This window comes from Nonomuraea monospora, assembly GCF_039531895.1.
Lineage (GTDB): Bacteria > Actinomycetota > Actinomycetes > Streptosporangiales > Streptosporangiaceae > Nonomuraea > Nonomuraea monospora.
This window is the reverse complement of sequence record NZ_BAAAQX010000031.1, coordinates 120,365-140,248: the sequence shown is the minus strand read 5'-3', so window position 1 is coordinate 140,248 and position 19,884 is coordinate 120,365. Positions and strand designations below refer to the sequence as shown.

18 protein-coding genes are annotated in these 19,884 nt (G+C 70.7%); 11 read left to right on the top strand and 7 right to left on the bottom strand.

All coding sequences use genetic code 11. The features are described 5' to 3' along the window. Nucleotides 1-571: 571 nt before the first annotated feature. Entirely contained in the window at nt 572-1,153 is a 582-nt protein-coding gene (locus tag ABD331_RS43180) for a helix-turn-helix domain-containing protein (protein WP_344488512.1), read from the top strand. Beyond that, the gene (locus ABD331_RS43175; RefSeq protein WP_344488510.1) at nt 1,150-1,989 is read left to right on the top strand and encodes an SRPBCC domain-containing protein; all 840 of its coding nucleotides are present in this window, start codon (nt 1,150-1,152) and stop codon (nt 1,987-1,989) included. Before ABD331_RS43180 ends, ABD331_RS43175 begins: the two co-directional genes overlap by 4 nt. On the opposite strand, the gene ABD331_RS43170 is transcribed toward ABD331_RS43175, so the two are convergent. Then, nucleotides 1,979-2,653, bottom strand: a complete 675-nt coding sequence (locus tag ABD331_RS43170) for a hypothetical protein (protein ID WP_344488508.1) — start codon at nt 2,651-2,653, stop codon at nt 1,979-1,981. The two genes, ABD331_RS43175 and ABD331_RS43170, sit on opposite strands and share 11 nt — an antisense overlap. Before the next feature lie 26 nt (nt 2,654-2,679). Here ABD331_RS43170 and ABD331_RS43165 point away from each other — a divergent pair, with 26 nt between their 5' ends. Continuing rightward, nucleotides 2,680-3,936, top strand: a complete 1,257-nt coding sequence (locus ABD331_RS43165; protein ID WP_344488506.1) for an endonuclease domain-containing protein — start codon at nt 2,680-2,682, stop codon at nt 3,934-3,936. 39 nt (nt 3,937-3,975) lie between these two features. Here the strand turns inward: ABD331_RS43165 and ABD331_RS43160 are convergent, their stop codons facing one another. After that, nucleotides 3,976-5,160 (bottom strand): cytochrome P450, encoded by a 1,185-nt coding sequence (locus ABD331_RS43160; RefSeq protein WP_344488504.1) that lies wholly within the window; start codon nt 5,158-5,160, stop codon nt 3,976-3,978. 648 nt (nt 5,161-5,808) lie between these two features. Between ABD331_RS43160 and ABD331_RS43155 the strand changes: the two genes are divergently transcribed. From ABD331_RS43155 to ABD331_RS43125, 7 genes are all read left to right on the top strand, one after another. Further along, entirely contained in the window at nt 5,809-6,654 is an 846-nt protein-coding gene (locus ABD331_RS43155) for a fumarylacetoacetate hydrolase family protein (RefSeq protein WP_344488502.1), read from the top strand. Beyond that, entirely contained in the window at nt 6,651-8,255 is a 1,605-nt protein-coding gene (locus tag ABD331_RS43150; RefSeq protein WP_344488500.1) for an enolase C-terminal domain-like protein, read from the top strand. Before ABD331_RS43155 ends, ABD331_RS43150 begins: the two co-directional genes overlap by 4 nt. Before the next feature lie 29 nt (nt 8,256-8,284). Continuing rightward, on the top strand, nt 8,285-9,019 hold the full coding sequence (locus tag ABD331_RS43145) for an SDR family NAD(P)-dependent oxidoreductase (RefSeq protein ID WP_344488498.1): 735 nt from the start codon (nt 8,285-8,287) through the stop codon (nt 9,017-9,019). 52 nt (nt 9,020-9,071) lie between these two features. Further along, nucleotides 9,072-10,094, top strand: coding sequence for a sugar ABC transporter substrate-binding protein (locus ABD331_RS43140; protein WP_344488496.1), 1,023 nt, complete (start codon nt 9,072-9,074; stop codon nt 10,092-10,094). After that, on the top strand, nt 10,095-11,576 hold the full coding sequence (locus ABD331_RS43135; RefSeq protein ID WP_344488494.1) for a sugar ABC transporter ATP-binding protein: 1,482 nt from the start codon (nt 10,095-10,097) through the stop codon (nt 11,574-11,576). A gap of 5 nt (nt 11,577-11,581) precedes the next feature. Continuing rightward, complete coding sequence (locus tag ABD331_RS43130; RefSeq protein ID WP_148437004.1) at nt 11,582-12,562, top strand: ABC transporter permease; 981 nt, start codon at nt 11,582-11,584, stop codon at nt 12,560-12,562. A 211-nt stretch (nt 12,563-12,773) separates the two neighbouring features. Continuing rightward, nucleotides 12,774-13,706, top strand: coding sequence for an aldo/keto reductase (locus ABD331_RS43125; protein WP_344488491.1), 933 nt, complete (start codon nt 12,774-12,776; stop codon nt 13,704-13,706). 215 nt (nt 13,707-13,921) lie between these two features. Here the strand turns inward: ABD331_RS43125 and ABD331_RS43120 are convergent, their stop codons facing one another. The 3 genes from ABD331_RS43120 to ABD331_RS43110 form a co-directional block, all read right to left on the bottom strand. Then, a complete protein-coding gene (locus ABD331_RS43120) occupies nt 13,922-15,178 on the bottom strand; it encodes an ATP-binding protein (protein WP_344488489.1) in 1,257 nt (418 codons plus the stop codon). A 229-nt stretch (nt 15,179-15,407) separates the two neighbouring features. Then, entirely contained in the window at nt 15,408-16,355 is a 948-nt protein-coding gene (locus tag ABD331_RS43115) for a DNA polymerase ligase N-terminal domain-containing protein (RefSeq protein ID WP_344488487.1), read from the bottom strand. A 77-nt stretch (nt 16,356-16,432) separates the two neighbouring features. Beyond that, nucleotides 16,433-17,281 (bottom strand): helix-turn-helix transcriptional regulator, encoded by an 849-nt coding sequence (locus tag ABD331_RS43110; RefSeq protein WP_344488485.1) that lies wholly within the window; start codon nt 17,279-17,281, stop codon nt 16,433-16,435. 118 nt (nt 17,282-17,399) lie between these two features. Between ABD331_RS43110 and ABD331_RS43105 the strand changes: the two genes are divergently transcribed. Beyond that, nucleotides 17,400-18,119, top strand: coding sequence for an SDR family oxidoreductase (locus ABD331_RS43105; protein WP_344488484.1), 720 nt, complete (start codon nt 17,400-17,402; stop codon nt 18,117-18,119). 4 nt (nt 18,120-18,123) lie between these two features. Here the strand turns inward: ABD331_RS43105 and ABD331_RS43100 are convergent, their stop codons facing one another. Next, nucleotides 18,124-18,804 (bottom strand): FadR/GntR family transcriptional regulator, encoded by a 681-nt coding sequence (locus tag ABD331_RS43100; RefSeq protein ID WP_344488482.1) that lies wholly within the window; start codon nt 18,802-18,804, stop codon nt 18,124-18,126. Between the two features lie 25 nt (nt 18,805-18,829). After that, on the bottom strand, nt 18,830-19,852 hold the full coding sequence (locus ABD331_RS43095; protein ID WP_344488480.1) for an MBL fold metallo-hydrolase: 1,023 nt from the start codon (nt 19,850-19,852) through the stop codon (nt 18,830-18,832). Nucleotides 19,853-19,884: the final 32 nt, after the last annotated feature.

Genomic DNA, 19,884 nt, shown 5'->3' with positions numbered 1-19,884 from the left:
GTTCCGCCCCGTACTCGTGCCACGTCCCGCGCCCGCGCCCCGCCCCTCACTCGTGCCTGCGCCCGCGGCCCCCGCTCCCGTGCCCTCGCCTGCGCCCCGCCCCCTCGCCCCCGTCCCCGCCCCCTCTCCACCGCGGCCCGCCTCCCGCCGCTCGGCCCATGTCCCGCCCTTCGGCCGCTCGCCCACGTCCGCCTGCAGCCCCTCGCCGGCACGTCGCGCGCCGTCCCGCACTCGTGCCGCGCCCCACTCCCGCGCCTCGCACGTCCGCGCCCCGCATGCCCCGCGCCCCCAACGCCCCGCCCTCACTCAGGCCTGCGCCCGCGCCCGCCTTTCACCCAGGCCCGCGCCCCTTCGCCCTGGCGCCGTTGCCTCTGCGCCCGTTGCCTCGCCGCCCACCCCACCCCACACCTCGCGCCCACTCCCCTCCGCATCCGCGCCTCCGCGCGCTCGTGGCCAGCGCCAACCCCCCCTCGCCCCGGTGGAGCTCAGCCCTTCCCTCGCGCCCAACAACACATCGCCTCGCGCGGCCCCATTGACAAGCAGAATTTTTACGTAAAAAATTGCTTTTGCGATGAGAGACGTCCTGTACCTCGAAGAGATCGAGCAAGCCGAGGCCCTGCTCAAGCCGCAGCGCATAGAAGTCCTGCGGCAACTAGCCGAGCCCCGAACCTGCTCAGAGATCGCCGACCGCCTGGGCCAAACCCCGCAACGCGTCTACTACCACGTCAAACGCCTGGTCGAGGCAGGCCTGGTCGACCAGGTCTCCGAACGCAAGGTGCGCGGCATCCACGAGGGCATCTACCAGGCGGGCGCCCGCGCGTACTGGCTGTCGCCCCGCCTGGTGGGACGGCTCGGCCTGCGCAAGACCCGCGACCACCTCAGCCTCGGCTACCTGCTCGATCTCATGGAGGAGGTCCAGGCCGACATCGCGGCACTCGACAAGGCGGCCCCGGAGCTGCCGTCCATCGGCCTGTCCGGGGAGATCCGCGTACGTCCGGAAAACCGCCAGGAGTTCCTGAACGACTTGCAGAACCTGCTCCAAGACCTGTTCACCCGCTACGGCGGGGCGGAGGGCGACGCCTTCAAGCTGGCCCTCGCCTGCTACCCCCAGACCGCCGCCGCCCAAGCCCCAGAAGGAGAACGAGACACATGACCACTGAGCCTCTGACCATCCGCGCGAGCATCCCGGCTCCGGTCGAACGCGTGAGCCGCGCCCTGACGGACCCGGACGACCTGCGCGTCTGGCTGGCGGAGCACGTCGAGGTGGCGCTGCCGGAACGCTTCGCGTTCTGGGGGCGTACGACGCCGGAGGGCGACGCGCCGCACCAGCGGTTGCTGCACGCGGACGAGCGCACGGTGCGCTTCGCCTGGCTGCTCGACGGTGAGGAGACCACCTCCGAGCTGTCGGTGGAGGCCGACGGGGACGACCGGACGATCCTCACCCTGTCGCAGACCCACTTCGACTTCCAGGACGTCATCACGGGCAAGAGCATTCGGGGGGTGCTCGAGACGTACTGGAGTCAGGTCCTTACCAACCTGGCCGAGCACCTGGAGGGCCGCACGCTCACACCCATGCAGGACTACACCTCCGCGGACATGCGGGTCGAGGTCGAGATCGACGCGCCGGCGTCCAAGGTGTTCCACGCGATCACCGACTCGGAGGCGGTGACGCGGTGGTTCGGCTACAAGATCGAGATCGAGCCGTACGAGGGCGGACGCTTCGCCATGGGCGGCTTCGACAACAACCCCGCCCCGGCCAAGGTGCTGGAGGTCGTGCCCGACCAGAAGCTCGCCGTGGACTGGGGTGATGTCGGGGTCGGGACGTGGGAGCTGGCGGGGTCCGGCGGGAAGACTCGGCTCACGCTGGTGCAGAGCGGCTTCGACCAGGCGAATCCCCCGTACGCGGGGTGGGGCGGCTTCCTCTCGGGGGTGGCAGAGCTGCGGCGCTACCTGGAGATGCCGGACTGGAAGCCGGTCATCATGGCGTAGACCGGGCTGGCCTGACACGGGGTTCGCGGCGCAGCCGTACGCCGGCCTCTGCGTTCGACAGCGCCTGCGCCGTTATCCACAGAACCCCGTTCGGCCCCTCCCGCCCAGCCCCCTCAGCGGCACCCTTAGGCCATGACTCCACCCCCGCCCCCACCATCGAAGCCGCCCACTTCTCCCACCCCTCCACCGACCCCCGCGACACCGTCAACGCCCCGCCTTTCGCCAACGCAACCCTCGCCCTCAACCCCACCGCCAACGCTCCCACCGCCGCCAACGCTCCCACCCGGGCCACCCCTCTCAGCCCCGCCACTGCTCCCACCCCGGCCATGCCTCTCAGCCCCGCCACTGCTCCCACCCCCGCCACCGCTCCCACCCCGGCCACGCCTCTCAGCCCCGCCACTGCTCCCGCCGCCGCCACCGCCCCCACCCCTCTCAGCCCCGCGACCGCTTTCGGTCCCGCGACTGCTTTCACCAGACCCATCGCTTTCACCCGAGCCGCCGCTGTCACCATCACTTCCGCCGCACCCCTCGCCCTCGCCCTCACCCTCACCCTCACCACCGCCGCACCCCTCGCCCTCGCCCTCACCACCGCCGCACCCCTCGCCCTCGCACGCGCACTCCACTTCGCCTTCGCCCTCCCAAGCGCTCTCCACGCCGCCTTCATCGGATACGTCTCCCACGTCCTCCCTCGTGGAGCGCGCCCGCACCATCACCCGAGCCGCCCCCCAAGCCACCATCAGCCGTCAAACCGCCGCCCACATCTGGGGCATCAAGACTGTCCCCACCTCAGAGGACGACTGGCCGGTGGAGCTGACCGCCCCCACCCACCTCGCGATCCCCGGCTGCGTCACCTACGTGGTGCCTCTCCCCGCCGAAGACATCACGGAGCACAGAGGCATCCGCCTCACCACCATGGAACGCACGGCCCTCGACTGCGCCCGCTGGCTGCCCCGCATGGAAGCCGTGGCCGTCCTCGACCAGTTCGCTCGCAGAGGCGTCGACCTGGAAGCCCTCTGGTACCGCCCGCTCAACACCTGGGCCCTCCGCGAGACCCTCAGCCTCGCCGACCGCGGCGCCGCCTCCCCCCGGGAGAGCTGGCTCAGAGTCATCCTGGTGGACGGCGGCCTCCCCAGACCCACCACCCAAATCAGGGTGGAGCTGGACGAAGACCGCTTCGCCTACCTCGACCTGGGCTGGGAAGAGTTCAAGGTCGCCGTGGAGTACGACGGCCAGGCCCACCACACCTCACCCGCCGACCAGCAGCACGACGCGGACCGCCGCGAGGAGCTCCGCCGACGTGGCTGGCGTGTGATCGCCGTCCGCCGGGACGTCATCCCGGGCCAGATCGCCGACCTCCTCCACCACGTGGCCAGCGCCTTGATCGAACGCGGCTGGAGCCCAGGCCCCCAAGGCACGGTCCGCATCCTCAGCCGCATCCGCGCCGCCCGCCGCAGCCGCCGCTACCGCTTACCCCGGCCACCGGCACGGGCGCCACACCCGTACGGGCACGGGCACGGCACGGTTACGGGCGCGACACCGGTACGGGCGCGACACCGGTACGGGCGCGACACCGGTACGGGCGCGACACCGGTACGGGCGCGACACCGGTACGGGTACGGCACCAAACCTCCGCATCCGGCGCCGCTCAGCGCTGCCCCTTGGCGCCGCACCCGTGCCGACATCGGCGTGGCACCCGGCACCCCTGCACCGGCGCGCGGTACTGGCGCTGACGTCGGCACCCTGTCATCCGACGCTGGCGCTCCGACCGGCACTTGGCACTCGGCACTGGCCTTGGCACCCGGCACTGACACTCAGCGCCAGCCTTTGGCACCGGCACCGGCACCGGCACGTGGTACTGGCGCAAACGTCGGCACCCTGGAACTTCGCGCTGGCACCTCGGCTACGTCCGGCACCCCCGGCTACGGCTGGCGCTGGCGTCGGTGTTGATGGTCGTGCCCGTGCCGCCTTGGCGTTGAGGTGGGGCGGTCAGCCGATGGTTACCGGTAGTTCCTTGATGCCGTTGATGAAGTTGGACCGCAGTCGCCGGGCCTCGCCCGTCTGGTGCAGGCGGGGGTGACGGCGGGCCAGTTGTTCGAAGAGGACGCGGAGTTCCAGCTTGGCGAGGTGGTTGCCGAGGCAGAAGTGCGCGCCGCCGCCGCCGAAGCCGATGTGGGGGTTCGGGTCGCGGGTGATGTCGAAGGTGCCGGCGTTCGGGAAGACGGAGGTGTCGCGGTTGGCGGAGGAGTAGAAGACCACGACCTTGTCGTTCTCCTTGATCTCCTGCCCGCCCAGCACCTGGTCGGTGGTGGAGGTGCGCCGGAAGAGGTTGACGGGGGAGACCCAGCGGACGATCTCGTCCGCGGCGGTCTTGGCCAGGGTCGGGTCGGCGACGAGGCGTGCCCACTGGTCGGGGTGCTCGGAGAGCGCGAGCATGCCGCCGGAGGCCGCGTTGCGGGTGGTCTCGTTGCCGGCGACCACCAGGAGGAGGACGAAGAGGTCGAACTCGTCCTCGCCGAGGGTTTCGCCGTTCTCGTCCGGTTGGAGGAGTTTGGTGACGATGTCGTTCTTGGGGTTCGCCTTGCGCTGGGCGGCGAGCTGGTTGGCGTAGGCGTAGACCTCCATGGCGGCGCCGGAGCCCTCCTCGGGGCTGGCGGCGTAGTCGGGGTCCTGGGAGCCGATCATCCGGTTGGACCAGTTGAACAGCTTGTCCCGGTCGGATGCCGGGGCGCCGAGCAGTTCGCAGATCACGTAGAGGGGGAGGGGGGCGGCGACCTCGGTGACGAAGTCGATCTCGCCGGTCAGTTTGTCGAGGAGGTCGTCGCAGATGTCGCGGATGTGCTGTTCGAGTGCTCCGATCGTGCGCGGGGTGAAGCCGCGGTTGACCAGGGAACGCCGTCTCGTGTGCTCGGGAGGGTCCTGGTTGAGCATCATGAGGCGCTGGAGTGCGATCTGGTCCTCGGGGAGGTCGTCGAAGAGCGCGAGTTTGCGGTGGGAGGAGAAGAGGTCGGAGTGCCGTGACACGTGCACGACGTCTTCGTAGCGGGTCACGGCCCAGAAACCGGGCTCGCCCTCGTGCCAGTGGATGGGGGAGTTCGTGCGTAGCCAGGCGAGCTGGTCGTGGGGTGGTCCTGCGTTCGCGTAAATGTCCCTGTCGACGAGGTCGATGTGCACGCGGGTCACCTCTTGATCAAGCGCTTGGTTATGCGTATCTGAAACGTGTTCTATTACGGAGCTGTACGGGCGTCAAGGATGGGTATGCATCGTTCCTGATTCGTCGTCTGTTTGGCTTGCTTCCGGGCCTCGTGATCGGGATCCTGCGGCTGGTGCGGCTGGTGCGGCTGGTGCGGCTGGTGCGGCTGGTGCGGCTGGTGCGGCTGGTGCGGTGCGGGTGGTGGTGTTCTCTCCCGGCTGTCGTCGCCGTCCAGTGCGGGCCGCCGTCCCGTGCTGGTTGCCGTCTCATCCATCTCGTGTTGGGTGTTGCGGATTGGCGCCTCGGGTGGTGCGTGTCATGGCGCGGCATCTCGTGTTTCTGGTGCCTCACGGCCTGGTTGGTGACGTCGGTGCGGGGTTCTGGCTGATGGGTGGCGGGAGGGGGCGGTCGGAGGGTTTGTGGTCCGATGTATGAGGGGACGAAGAGGCGGTTTTGGGCAGGGTTGGGTGGGGCGGTGAAGTGGGTTCACAGGTGAGGGAGGGTGGTTTGGGGGTGGATGTCGTGGTCGCGGATCCGATGTATCCGTCTTGTGGGCCTTGACATGCTCCCATCCCCAGCACGAGCATCATGAGACGAGACATCCGATGTATCGATAAGAAGGATGCGGTGTGAAGCTGCTGCGAGTAGGACCCGTCGGTCAGGAGCGGCCGGTGGTCATGGACGACGCCGGTAACCTGCGTGACATCGGAGAGCCCGAGATCGACGGTGCTTTCCTCGCTTCCGGGGGAGTGGCGCGTGTCCGCGAGGCGCTCCAGCGTGGTGATCTGCCCGTCGTCGAGAGCGAGGGGGTGCGGGTCGGGGCGCCGATCGCGCGGCCAGGGAAGATCGTCTGCATCGGGCTGAACTTCAGCGATCACGCCGCCGAGTCAGGTGCCGCGGTGCCGGCCGAGCCTGTCGTGTTCATGAAGGCCAGCAACACCATGGTCGGTCCGTACGACGAGGTGCTCGTGCCCCGGGACAGCGTGAAGACCGACTGGGAGGTGGAGCTGGCCGTCGTCATCGGGCAGCAGGCTCGTTACCTCGGCAGCCGGGAGGAGGCGCTGGGGGTGATCGCCGGGTACGCGATCTCCAACGACGTCTCTGAGCGCGAGTTCCAGCTGGAGCGGGGCGGACAGTGGGACAAGGGGAAGTCGTGTGAGACGTTCAACCCGCTGGGCCCGTGGCTGGTGACGGCCGATGAGGTGGGCGACCCGCAGAACCTGGCGATGCGGCTCTGGGTGAACGGGGAGCTGCGGCAGGACGGCGACTCCAAGAACATGATCTTCGATGTGGCCGAGGTCGTGCGGTATCTGAGCCAGTTCATGGTGCTGGAGCCGGGGGACGTGATCAACACCGGGACGCCGGCCGGGGTGGCCATGGGGATGCCTGGCCAGCCGTACCTGCGGGCCGGGGATGTGATGGAGCTCGAGATCGAGGGGCTCGGGCGGCAGCGGCAGACGGTGGGGCAGGCATGACCGCCGCCGCCATGGATCCCAGCGAGCCCGGCGGTGGCGCAGGGGTGGACGCCGCCGATGCCACTGCTGCGGCTGGTGGGGCGGATCTGACCGCCGCCGCCGCTGGTGGTGGGGCAGGAGTGGCCGCCGCCACAGCCGACGGTGGGGCGGTCGCGGGCGGGGCGCATGAGGTCGCGGGCGGGACGCACAAGGTCGCGGGCGGGGCGGATGAGGTCGCGGGCGGGGCGGATGAGGTCGCCGGTGAGGCGTACGACGTCGCGGGTGGGGCGTACGAGGTCGCGGGTGGCGCGTACGAGGTAGCGGGTGGCGCGTACAGGATTGTGGGGATGGAGACGCACGACGTGCGGTTCCCCACCTCCCGCGAGCTCGACGGCTCCGACGCCATGAACCCCGACCCCGACTACTCCGCCGCCTACGTGGTGCTCAAGACGGACGACGGCTACGAGGGCCACGGTTTCGCGTTCACGATCGGCCGTGGCAACGACATCCAGACCACGGCCATCAGCGCCCTGGCGCCGTACGTCATCGGCAAGGACGTGGAGGACCTCGGCGCGCTCTACCGCGACATGGTCGGCGACTCGCAGCTGCGCTGGCTGGGCCCGGAGAAGGGCGTCATGCACATGGCGATCTCCGCCGTGGTCAACGCGCTGTGGGACCTGAAGGCGAAGCGGGCGGGCAGGCCGTTGTGGCGGTTGCTGGCCGAGATGCCGCCGGAGGAGATCGTCGAGCTGATCGACTTCCGATATCTGAGCGACGCGCTGACCAAGGACGAGGCCCTCGAGATCCTGAAGAGGAACGAGGCGGGCAAGAGCGAGCGGATCGAGCGGCTGATCCAGGAGGGGTATCCCGCCTACACCACGTCTCCAGGCTGGCTCGGGTACGACGACGAGAAGTTGCGGCGGCTCTGCAAGGAGGCGCTGGAGCAGGGGTTCGGGCAGATCAAGCTCAAGGTCGGCGCCGACCTGGAGGACGACAGGCGGCGGTTCAGGGTGGCGCGCGAGGTGTGCGGGCCCGGCTTCCCCATCGCGATCGACGCGAACCAGCGCTGGGACGTCGGCTCGGCCATCGAGTGGGTCACCGCGCTGAGCGAGTTCAGGCCGCACTGGGTGGAGGAGCCGACCAGCCCCGACGACGTGCTCGGGCACGCCGCCATCGCCCGGGGCATCGCCCCCGTCGCGGTGGCGACCGGGGAGCACGTGCAGAACCGGATCGTGTTCAAGCAGCTCCTGCAGGCCGAGGCCGTCTCGTACGTGCAGATCGACTCCGCCCGCGTCGGCGGCGTCAACGAGAACCTGGCGATCCTGCTGCTGGCGGCCAAGTTCGGCGTGCCGGTGTGCCCGCACGCGGGCGGGGTCGGGCTGTGCGAGCTGGTGCAGCACCTGTCGATGTTCGACTACGTGGCGGTCACCGGCACCATGGACGGCCGCGTGATCGAGTACGTCGACCACCTGCACGAGCACTTCGTGGACCCGGTGGTGATCCGCGACGGCCGGTACGTGGCGCCGTCCCTGCCGGGGTTCAGCGCGCAGATGCACGCGGAGTCGATCGCCGCCCACACCTTCCCCGGCGGCGAGGTCTGGAGGGACGGCGGCACAGCATGAGCGGAGGACGAGGCACGAAGGAGAGCGGCGTGAGTCTGAGAGCGGTCGTGACGGGCGGCGGGTCCGGCATCGGGCTGGCGGCGGCACAGGCGCTGGCCGGGCGCGGGATGACGGTCGCCTGCCTGGACCTGAACCCGCCCGGCGAGCCGTTCGCCGGCATCAAGGCGGACGTCACCGACGACGCGCAGGTACGCGCGGCGGTGGCGGAGGCGGCCGAGCGGCTGGGCGGCATCGACGTGCTGGTGAACAACGCGGGCATCGGCGCGCAGGGCACCATCGAGGACAACCCGGACAGCGAGTGGCACCGGGTGTTCGACGTGAACGTGCTCGGCATGGTGCGGGTGGCGCGCGCGGCGCTGCCGTACCTGAGGAGGTCGGAGCACGCCGCGATCGTGAACACCTGCTCGATCGCGGCCACCGCCGGGCTGCCGCAGCGGGCGCTGTACAGCGCGACCAAGGGTGCGGTGCTGTCGCTGACGCTGGCCATGGCGGCGGATCACATTCGCGAGGGCATCCGGGTCAACTGCGTCAATCCGGGCACCGCCGACACTCCGTGGGTGGGCAGGCTGCTGGACGCGGCCGACGACCCCGAGGCGGAGCGGGCGGCGCTCAACGCCAGGCAGCCGATGGGTCGCCTGGTCAGCGCGGAGGAGGTGGCGGCGGCGATCGCCTACCTGGCGAGCCCCGAGTCCGCCTCGACCACCGGCACCGCGCTCGCGGTGGACGGCGGCATGCAAGGGCTGCGGCTCCGGCCCACGAGCTAGAACGTGCGAGGGCTCCGGCCCAGGGCCAGGCAACTCAAGGAAGGTACCCCCCATGAAGTTCGGACGGGCGGTCGCGGCAGCGGCCCTCTTGGCGGTCGTGACCGCGTGTGGCTCAGGCACCACGGCAGAAGGAGGAGGCGGCGGCGGGAAGGTCGGCATCGACCACCCGCGCGCCGACTCCGACTTCTGGAACTCCTACATCAAGTACGTCCCGCAGATGGCCGGCGAGCTCAAGGTGGACCTCATGCCCGCCACGAACTCGCAGAACGACGTGGCCAAGCTGGTCAACAACGTGCAGGCGCTGGTCGGCCAGGGCGCCAAGGTCATCGTCATGGCCCCGCAGGACACCGGCGCCATCGCCAACACGCTCCAGCAACTGGAGAACAAGAAGATCCCGGTCGTGACCGTGGACACCCGTCCGGACAAGGGCAAGGTCTACATGGTCGTACGTGCGGACAACCGCGCGTACGGCACCAAGGCGTGCGAGTTCCTCGGCGAGAAGCTCGGCGGCAAGGGCAAGGTGGTGCAACTCCAGGGCGCGCTCAGCTCGATCAACGGCCGTGACAGGTCGGAGGCGTTCCTGGAGTGCATGAAGGCGAAGTTCCCCGGCATCACGGTGTTCAGTGAGCCGACGGAGTGGGAGGGCAGCAAGGCGGCGTCCATGCTGCAGACCCGCCTGGAGCAGAACCCGGACATCAAGGGCATCTATATGCATGCGGGCGGCGTGCACCTGGCGCCCACGCTGCAGGTGCTCAAGCAGAAGGGCCTGCTGGTCGCGCCGGACGACCCCAAGCACATTTTCGTGATCTCCAACGACGGCATCCCGCAGGAGTTCGAGGCGATCCGCAAGGGCGACATCGACGCGACGGTGTCGCAGCCGGCCGACCTCTACGCCAAGTACGCCCTCTTCTACGCCAAGGCCGCGGCGGAGGGCAAGACGTACAAGCCTGGCCCGACCGACCACGACAGCACGATCATCCAGCTCCCGAACGGCCTGGAGGACCAGCTCCCGGCGCCGCTGGTGACCAAGGAGAACGTGGACGACAAGGCCCTCTGGGGCAACCAGGTCAAGTAGATGAGCATTCACGTCGAAGCCAGGAACGTGGTCAAGCGCTTCGGTCCGACGACCGCGCTGAACGGCGCGGAGATCGCGATCGCGGAGGGCGAGACGCACGCGCTGGTGGGCAGGAACGGCGCGGGCAAGTCCACGCTCGTGTCGATCCTGACCGGGCTGCAGCGTCCGGACGAGGGTGAGGTGCGGTTCTCGGGAGAGGCCGCGCCCGCCCTGGCCGACCGGGACGCCTGGCGGCAGCGCGTGGCGTGCGTCTACCAGAAGTCCACGATCATCCCGGCGCTCACCGTCGCCGAGAACCTGTTCCTCAACCGCCAGTCGGACCAGCGCGCCACCATCAACTGGCGGAGGCTGCGGGGCAGGGCGCGCGAGCTGCTGGACACCTACGAGGTGGACGTGGACGCGCAGGCGCTGGCCGGCGACCTGAGCGTGGAGCAGCGCCAGCTCGTGGAGATCGCCCGCGCGCTGTCGTTCGGCGCGCGGTTCATCATCCTCGACGAGCCGACGGCGCGGCTGGACGGCCCGGCCATCGAGCGGCTGTTCACCCGCATGCGCTCGCTGCGCGAGCAGGGCGTCACGATGATGTACATCTCCCACCACCTCGACGAGGTCTACGAGATCTGCCAGAGCGTCACCGTCTTCCGCGACGCCAGGCACGTCACCACCAGGCCGGTCGCCGACCTGCCGCACGACGAGCTGGTGGCCGCGATGACGGGGGAGGCGACGGCGGCGTACGAGGCGCGCGAGCACACGCCCGGCGAGCGGGTGGTGCTGGCGGGCGCGGGCCTCAGCCTGACGGGCCGCTACGCGAACATCGACATCTCCGTCAGAGAAGGCGAGGTCGTCGGCCTGGCGGGCTCCGCGAGCAGCGGCAAGGTCGGCCTCGCCGAGACGCTGGTCGGGCTGCGCAGGCCCGACACCGGCACGGTCACGGTGAACGGCACCCAGGTCAGGCCCGGCGACGTGCCCGCCGCGATGCGGGCCGGGCTCGGGTTCGTGCCCGAAGACCGCCACCACGAGGGGTTCGTCCCGCTGCTGTCGGTGGGGGAGAACGCCACGTTCCCGATCGCCCGCAAGCTCGGCCGCTACGGCCTGGTCTCCCCGGCCAGACGCCGGGCCAGGGCCGAGCAGATGATCGGGGCGCTGGACATCAAGACGGAGGGCCCCGACCAGCCGGTCGGCGACCTGTCCGGAGGCAACGCGCAGAAGGTCGTCTTCGCCAGGGCGCTGGTGGACGACCCGACCGTGCTGGTGGTGATCAACCCGACCGCCGGCGTGGACGTCAAGGCCAAGCAGGCTCTGCTCGGCGCCGTCGAGGACGCGGTCGGGCGCGGGGCGGGGGCCGTGGTGGTCTCCGACGAGCTGGACGACCTGCGCATCTGCGACAGGGTGCTGGTGATGTTCCACGGCAGGGTGGTCAAGGACGTGCCGCGTGGCTGGACCGACCACGAGCTCGTGGCCGTGATGGAAGGCATGGAAGAGTGACGACTTTGACCGCACCGGCCCCCCGACTGAAGCTGGCCAGGTTCCGCGACCTGACGCTCGTGCCGGTGATCGTGCTCCTGCTGATCGTGGGCGCGTTCCTGGACCCGACCTTCCTGACCGCGGGCAACCTGACGAACGTGCTCCAGCAGCAGGCCGCCATCTCGCTGCTGGTGCTGGCCGAGGCGATGATCCTGATCGCCGGCAAGTTCGACCTCTCGCTGGAGTCCACGGTCGGCACGGCGCCGGCCATCGCGGTGATGCTGGTGGTCCCGGTGGCGGCCGGCGGCTTCGGCATCGGGCTGCCGGGGGCGCTGGTGATCCCGCTGGCGCTGCTCATCGGGGCGGCGATCGGCGCGTTCAACGGCTTCCTGATCATCAGGTTCCAGCTCTCGGCGTTCATCGTCACGCTGGCGATGCTGATCATCGTGCACGGGTTCCTGCAGGGCCCGACCGAGGGCAAGACGCTGTTCCAGCTCCCCGACTCGATCCTCTACCTGGGCAGCGCCATGTGGCTCGGCCTGCCGGCCGCCATCTGGATCGCCGGCCTGCTGTTCGCGGCCGGCATCTTCGGCCTCGGCTACCTCAGGATCGGCCGCGCGCTGTACGCGATCGGCGGCAACATCGACGCGGCCCGCGCCGCCGGCATCCGCGTGGACCGGGTCCTGTACGGCGTCTTCATCCTGGGCGGGACGCTGGCGGCACTCGCCGGCATCCTGGAGACCGGACGTCTCGGGGCGATCGGCAACAACCAGGGCGTCGGCTGGATCTTCATGGTGTTCGCCGCGGCCGTCATCGGCGGCGTCAGCATGGACGGCGGCAAGGGCACCATCCTCGGCGCGCTCACCGGCGTGCTGGTCATCGGCCTCGTCCAGAACATCCTCACCCTCATCGGGGTCTCCGGGTTCTGGCAGCCGGTGATCTACGGCTCGATCATCCTCATCGCCCTCATGATCAGCCGGATCGCGGGCGGAAAGGCACAGGACTGATGGCGCTCGCGGGCGTGACCTGCGGGGTCGCGGGTGGAAGGGCGCAAGACTGATGGCAATCGCGGGCGTGACCTGCGGGGTCGCGGGTGGAAGGGCGCAAGACTGATGGCAATCGCGGGCGTGACCTGCGGGGTCGCGGGTGGAAGGGCACAGGACTGATGGCAATCGCGGGCGTGACCTGCGGGCTCGCGGGCGGAAAGGCGCAAGACTGATGGCAATCGACCTGCCCCGCCACGGCTTCGGCGGCGCACCCATCGGCAACCTCTACGACGAGGTCGCCGAGGAGCAGGCCCGCGCCACGGTGGACGCGGCGTGGGAGAGCGGGGTGCGCCTGTACGACACCGCGCCCCACTACGGCCTCGGCCTGTCGGAACGCCGCGTCGGCGCGGCGCTCGCCGGCCGCTCCGGCTACCTGCTGTCCACCAAGGTCGGCCGCCTGCTGCGGCCCAAGGCGTCCGGCGACGGCCGCGACGACGACGTCTTCGACGTCGCCGGCGACCTGGAGCGGGTGTGGGACTTCTCCGCCGCGGGCGTCCGCACCTCCTTGGACGACTCCCTGGTACGCCTCGGGCTCCCGGCCGTCGACATCGCTCTCATCCACGACCCGGACGACCACGTGGACCAGGCGATCGCCGAGGCGTACCCGGCCCTGGCCGAACTGCGCGCCGAGGGGCGGGTGCGGGCCGTCGGCGTCGGCATGAACCAGTGGGAGGCGCCGCTGCGCTTCGCCCAGGAGACCGACATCGACGTCGTCATGCTCGCCGGCCGCTACACGCTCCTCGACCAGTCGGGCCTGCCCCTCCTGGACGAATGCGCCGAACGGGGCGTGCAGGTGCTGGCGGCGGGGGTGTTCAACAGCGGCATCCTGGCCACCCATGAGCCCGCGGGCACCTACAACTACGCGCCGGCGCCGCCGGAGCTGCTGGAGCGGGCCACCAGGATCGCCCGGGTCTGCGAGCGGCACGACGTCACGCTGCCGCACGCGGCCCTGGCGTTCCCGCTCCGCCATCCGGCGATCGCCACGATCGTGCTGGGGGCGCGCACGCCGGAGGAGGTCCGGCGGAACGCCGAGCTTTGGTCACGGCCGGTGCCTGAGGAGTTGTGGGCGGACCTGGAGAGGGAGGGGCTGCTGGCGGCCACCTGATGGTCGCGTTGGCGGTGGCCGCCTGATGGTCGTGTTGGCGGTGGCCGCCTGATGGTCGTGTTGGCGGTGGCCGCCTGGCGGTCGTGTTGGCGGTGGCCGCCCGGTGGTCATGTCGGCGGTGGCTGCCTGGGGGGTCGCGTTGGTGACGGCCAGAGGACGGTCGCGCGAGCCCCTCGGCCAGAGGACGGTCGCGCGGGCCCGTCGCCTCGGCGGGCCTACCCGACCTCCCACAGTGCGCCGACCGGCATGGCTCTCATCCGGTCCCCGAAGGGGAGAGTCTGCGTGCCGGTGTAGAGGACCACGCCCGCGACGAAGTCGTCCCCGAGCCGGTCGGCGAGGTGCTTGAGGCCTCTGAAGTCCTCGGCGCGCACGGTGGAGGCGGCCTTGACCTCGATGCCCACCACGCGGCCCTGCCGGTTCTCCAGCACCGCGTCCACTTCGGTGCCGTCCTTGGTCCTGTAGTGGTAGAGGTCCACCAGCTCTTCCGACCAGGTGAGCTGGCGGGCGAGCTCCATGAGCACGAACCCTTCCAGCAGCGGCCCGAAAGCGCCGCCCGGGCGGATGAGCCCGCGGGCGTCGGCTCCGAGAGCGTTCGCCGCCACGCCGGAGTCCGTGAACGCCATCTTCGGCGTGGCGACCGCACGGTTGCTGAGGTTCCTGGACCAGGCCGGGACGCGTTTGATCAGGAAGACCTCTTCGAGCAGCACGAGGTAGCGGTTGACCGTGCTCGCGGACACGCCGAGCTCGTTGCTCAGCGCGTTGGCGACCAGAAGCTGACCGGAACGGGCGGCCAGGAGGCGGATCAGCGCCCGCATCTCGGGGCCGCGCTCGATGTCGGTGAGCTGCCGCACGTCCCGCGCGATGAGGTCGCCGACGTAGGAGTCGAAGAACCGCCCCCTGCGGCGGGCGGTGTCGCGGGCGACCGCCTCCGGGAAGCCGCCGCGGACCAGCCGCTCGGCGTAGCCGGTGCGGGTGACGTCGGAGTTGTGCCGCAGCCGGGATCCCTCCGAGAAGATCGCGTCGACGAAGCGGTCGGCCGTGCCGTCGATCTCGCCCTGCGAGAACGGCCACAGCTCGATCGTCTCCATCCTTCCTGGCAGGGTGTCGGGAAGGTCCTTGAGCCCGAGCAGCCTCGACGACCCGGTGAGCAGGAAGCGGCCGGGCCTGGGGTCGTGGTCCACCTGCGCTTTGATCGCGAGCAGCAGCTCGGGAGCCCGCTGGATCTTATCGATCACCATGAGCTCGGGGAAGGCTACGAAGCCGTCCGGGTCGGCGAGGGCCGCCTGCCTCGTCGCGGTCGCGTCGAGATCGCGCCACTCGGCGGTCCGGCCCTTGGCCAGGAGGCGCACGAGCGTGCTCTTGCCGGATTGCCGGGCACCGTTGATCAGGACGACTCGGGTGTCATCGAGCGCTTCCGCCACAGCTCGGCTCGTGTGATGGGGCAGCAGCTCACCCATGGGTGACTTGGCCACTCGGCCAGCATGACACACGTCGGTGACGCGCTGGCCGCCAGTGGCGTGACGCGTTGGCCGCTGGATCTGTGACGCGTTGGCCGCGATTATCCTGACGGATTGGCCGCTGGCCTTGCGACGCGTTGGCCGCCAGTTGTGTGACGTGCTGGCCGTCGGCATCGTGACGCGTTGGTGGCCAGTCGTGTGACGCAATGGTCGCTCATGAACGTGCCGCGACGGTCGCCACCGCTCACGACTCGATGAACAGCCAAGCCTTCGACGGCCCCGCCTCGTACGGCGAGTCCAGCCGTTTGGCCACCACCCCAGGCAACCCCTGCTCCCGAGCAGCCTGCCGCACCGCCCCCGCCTCTCCCGGCCAGGACGGCGCGGTCTGCCAGTGCGGGCCGGTCAGCTCCAGCGCCTCCAGGGCGGCCCGCCGCACGGTGTAAGGCGAGTCGAGCAACGACCGCCCGTCGTCGTACAGCAGGTCGTAGAAGAGCAGGATCTCCGCCCCGCCGAGCGTGGCCACCTCCCCGTCCAGCACGGCGGTCCGGCTGCCGAAGGACTCGGCGAGCCCGCGCAGCCACGGGTGCTCGCGGGCCGCGTCGGTGCGCCCGCCGTCGATGGGCACGAGGAGCCGCCGCCCGCCCCAGGCGAACTCGAAGGCGTAGGCGGAGGCGTCCTTGGGGAGCCTGGCGCGCGGCGTCGGCAGCATGGGCTCCACGGACGGGAACGGGTCGCGGACGGCGGCGCCCATCCGGTGGATCATCCAGTTCTTGCCCCGTGTCTGGAACAGCACGAACCGGCCGGAGGCCCGCTCGCCGCGCAGGACGAACTTGACCTCGCGGTCCGACCACTTTTCCGTCTCGTACGTGCCGGTGTCCCAGACGGTCATGGTGCCGCCGCCGTACTCGCCCTGGGGGATCTCGCCGTGGAAGGTGAGGTACTCCATCGGGTGGTCCTCGGTGTGCACGGCCAGGTGGTTGGTGCCGGGGTCGGCGGGCAGGCCCTTGGGGACGGCCCAGGAGACGAGCACGCCGTCGCGTTCGAGGCGCAGGTCCCAGTGCAGGGCACGGGCGTGGTGTTCCTGGATGACGAAGGCGTTGCCTTCAGGGGATGGGGAAGGGGCGTCGGGGACGGGCTCCGGGGTGCGTTTCGGGTCGCGTTTGCTCCGGTATTTCGAGAGTTTGTCGGACACAGGACCGGTACTACCCGTTCGTGGTCCCCTGATCACCGACACCTCCCCGGCCGCGCGAAAGTCCTCCGATGTGTACGTCAAGCACGCAGGTCCTGGGTGCCGATGACCTTGAGCAGCCGCAACGCCTCGTACGACGGCGAACCTGGCGCCGCCGTGTAGAGCACCACGAACTGGTCACCATCGGCCACGTGCAGCGTCTCGCAGTCGAGCTCCAGCCACCCCACGGCGGGATGGCGCAGCCGCTTGCGCATCGACCGCGCGACGGTCACGTCGTGCCCGGCCCACAGCTCGGCGAACTCGGCGCTGCGTTCCAGCAGCCGTCCGACCAGCCGCCGCAGGGCGGGGTCGTCGGGGTAGCGGGCGGCGGCGGCCCGCAGGTCGGCCACCGATTCCCTGGCGAAGCGCCGCGCCCCCTCCGGGTCGTGGCGCTCCCTGGCGGCCGGGTCGGTGAAGTAGCGCCAGATGAAGTTGCGCTCGCCGGGCGGCAGCGCGGAGAAGTCGGCGATGAGGGCGGCGGCGAGGGGGTTCCAGGCGAGCACGTTGTAGGTGGCGTCCATCACGAACGCGGGGGTGTCGTCGAGGCGGTCGAGCAGGTGCAGCACCCCGGGGCGGACCTCGCGTGAGGGGCCGGGCGGCGGCCCGGGCGGCTCGCCGGTGAGGTAGTGCAGGTAGGCGCGCTCGTCGTCGGACAGGCGCAGCGCCCTGCACAGCGCGCCGAGCACCTGGCGCGAGGGGCGCGGGCCGCGCGCCTGCTCCAGGCGGGCGTAGTAGTCAACGGACATCCCGGCCAGGCGGGCGACCTCCTCGCGGCGCAGCCCCGGGGTGCGCCGGCGCTCGCCGCGTTCCAAGCCCACGTCGGACGGCTGCACCAGCTCGCGACGGCTGCGCAGGAAGCCGGCCAGCTCTGTCCTGCTCCTCCTGTCCATGCTCTTCAGCATGCCTGACCTGCGGCGGTGCTATCCAGGGACTGCTGGTCCGAGGCTGCGCGCTCCGGGCACCGGCACGTCTCTCCCGCTCCCGCTCCGCCCCGCCGAAGCTGGGCGCATGATCGTAGTCATCACAGGAGCGAACAAGGGCATCGGGTACGCCACCGCGCGCGTGCTGGGCAGGGCCGGTCACACGGTCTACCTGGGCGCCCGCGACGAGGAGCGGGGCACGAAGGCGGCGGCCGAGCTGGCCGCGCAGGGCCTGGACGCCCGCCACGTCCGCCTCGACGTCACCGACCCGGGCACCGCCGAGGCCGCCGCCGCCCGGGTCGAGCGCGAGCACGGTCACCTCGACCTGCTCATCAACAACGCCGCCATCAGCCTGGACCACCACCATCAGCCCAGCGAGCTGCCCGTCGCCGCGCTGCGCGAGGTCTACGAGACCAACGTGCTCGGCGTGGTCACCGTCACCAACGCGATGCTGCCGCTGCTGCGCAGATCGTCCGCCGGCCGCATCGCGAACGTCTCCAGCGGCCTCGGCACCGCCGCCTTCCTCGCCGATCCGGATCCGGAGCTGCGCAGGTACGCCACGCTGCTCGGCTACAACTCCTCCAAGGCCGCGCTGAACGCCGTCACCCTCATGTACGCCGAGGAGCTGCGCGACACGTCCATCAGGGTGAGCGCCGTGTCGCCCGGCTTCTGCGCCACCGACCTGAACGGGCACCTCGGCGTGCTGACCGCGGACGAGGGCGGCGCGCACGTCGCCCGCCTGGCCACCCTGCCCGACTTCCCGACCGGCGCCTTCCTCAGCGAACGGGGCGGCACCTACCCGTGGTGAGCGCTCAGTCCATCTCCAGCGCCCGCCGCAGCCACGACTCCACGCCCGCCACGTGCACGGTGGCCCAGGAGCGGGCGACGTCGGCCTGACGGGCGGCGATGGCCTCGTAGATCGCGGTGTGCTGCTCGCGGGTCTTCTCCATCGCGCCCTCCTGGGTGAGCCCGCGCCAGATCCGCGCCCTGGTGGTGGGCCCCGACAGGCTCTCGATGAACGAGCACAGCACGCTGTTGCCCGACCCCTGCGCGATCCGGAGGTGGAACTCCAGGTCGTTGGCCACCAGCTCCTCCACCGTGGGCCGGGCGGGCAGCGACTCCAGGATCACCCGCAGCTCGGCGATGTCGGTCTCGGTCATCTGCTCGGTCGCCATCGCCGTGGCCGCGGGCTCCAGGATGCGCCGCACCTCGAAGAACTGCAGCACCGTGTCGTCCCTGTGCAGGTCGAGCACGAACGACATGGTGTCGAGCAGCAGCCCGGGCTCCAGGCTGGTGACGTACGTGCCGTCGCCCTGCCGCACGTCCAGCACGTTGATCAGCGACAGCGCGCGCACGGCCTCGCGCAGCGAGTTGCGTGACAGGCCGAGCCGTTCGGCGAGGTCGGCCTCCTTCGGCAGCCGGTCGCCGGGGGCCAGCTCGCCGGAGAGAATCATCTGCTTGATCTTGTCGATGGCCGCATCGGTGACCGCCACGCTTCGCTCCCTAGACATCGGATGTCTAGGAGTCTAGAGCGTGGAAGCGGACGGCATCGACCCCGGCGACGCGGCGCACCTGGCCCCTGGCCTCCAGGGCGCGCAGGTGGGCCGCGGCCTCGCCGGCCGCCATGCCTCTCAGCGCGGGGGCCAGCTCGTCCCACGGCCTGTTCCACGTCATCATCGCGGCGACCTCCCAGATGGTCAGCGGTTGCGGCCGCTGGGCCAGGAGGGCGCGCAGCCGTTCGAGCTTCTCCTCGTGATGGTGGCGGATCTCGGCGGCGCGCGCCGCCACATCAGGAAATATCCACTCATGAGCGGGGAGGGCGTCGAGCGGGCCGAGGTCGCGCACGCGGTCCAGGGAGTCCAGGAATTCGCCGAGGGGATCGACGTCCTCCCGGTCGTAGGGGTAGATGCCGACATGGGGGGTGATGTCGGGGAGCACGTGGTCGCCGGTGAACAGCCGGTCGGCGTCCTCCAGGTGCAGGCAGATGTGGCCCGGCGTGTGGCCTGGGGTGTGCACGGCGCGCAGCTTGCGGCCCGGCAGGTCCACCAGGTCGCCGTCACGTAGCTCCCTGTCGGGCAGCGCCGGCGGCGGCGGGCGCTCGCCCATGGCCTCCGCGGCCTCGTCGGGGCCGGCCCCCGCACGTCTGAGCATGTCGGTCTGGAACGCCGCGTGCTCGCGGGCGGCGAACTCGTTCATCAGCCTGACCAGCGCCGCGTCGTTCTCGTGCATCGCGATCCAGGCGCCGGACGCCTGCCTGACCTGCCCGGCCAGCCCGGCGTGGTCGGGATGGAAATGGGTGACGACCACCCCGCTCACCGTGCTCACGTCCAGCCCGAGCGCGGCCAGCCCGCCGCTGAGCGCCGCCCAGGCGTCGGGGTGGTTCCAGCCGGCGTCGACCAGCACCGGGCCGCGCGGCGACTCGATGGCGTAGACGAGCGTGTACCCGAGCGGGTTGCCCGGTATCGGCACCGGCACGCTCCACACCCCGCCGCCGAGCTCCTGCGGGCGCTGCTCTGCGTACGGCCTGCGCCTGGACTTCATCTGCCCCCCGATCGAGAAAAGTGCATGTGCTC

Excerpts from the sequence above, each read along its gene's own strand:
- ABD331_RS43180 (WP_344488512.1), top strand. The coding sequence starts at position 572 with ATGAGAGACGTCCTGTACCTCGAAGAGATCGAGCAAGCCGAGGCCCTG.
- ABD331_RS43175 (WP_344488510.1), top strand. The coding sequence starts at position 1,150 with ATGACCACTGAGCCTCTGACCATCCGCGCGAGCATCCCGGCTCCGGTC.
- ABD331_RS43170 (WP_344488508.1), bottom strand. The coding sequence starts at position 2,653 with ATGAAGGCGGCGTGGAGAGCGCTTGGGAGGGCGAAGGCGAAGTGGAGT.
- ABD331_RS43150 (WP_344488500.1), top strand. The coding sequence starts at position 6,651 with ATGACCGCCGCCGCCATGGATCCCAGCGAGCCCGGCGGTGGCGCAGGG.
- ABD331_RS43140 (WP_344488496.1), top strand. The coding sequence starts at position 9,072 with ATGAAGTTCGGACGGGCGGTCGCGGCAGCGGCCCTCTTGGCGGTCGTG.
- ABD331_RS43135 (WP_344488494.1), top strand. The coding sequence starts at position 10,095 with ATGAGCATTCACGTCGAAGCCAGGAACGTGGTCAAGCGCTTCGGTCCG.
- ABD331_RS43125 (WP_344488491.1), top strand. The coding sequence starts at position 12,774 with ATGGCAATCGACCTGCCCCGCCACGGCTTCGGCGGCGCACCCATCGGC.
- ABD331_RS43110 (WP_344488485.1), bottom strand. The coding sequence starts at position 17,281 with ATGGACAGGAGGAGCAGGACAGAGCTGGCCGGCTTCCTGCGCAGCCGT.
- ABD331_RS43105 (WP_344488484.1), top strand. The coding sequence starts at position 17,400 with ATGATCGTAGTCATCACAGGAGCGAACAAGGGCATCGGGTACGCCACC.
- ABD331_RS43095 (WP_344488480.1), bottom strand. The coding sequence starts at position 19,852 with ATGAAGTCCAGGCGCAGGCCGTACGCAGAGCAGCGCCCGCAGGAGCTC.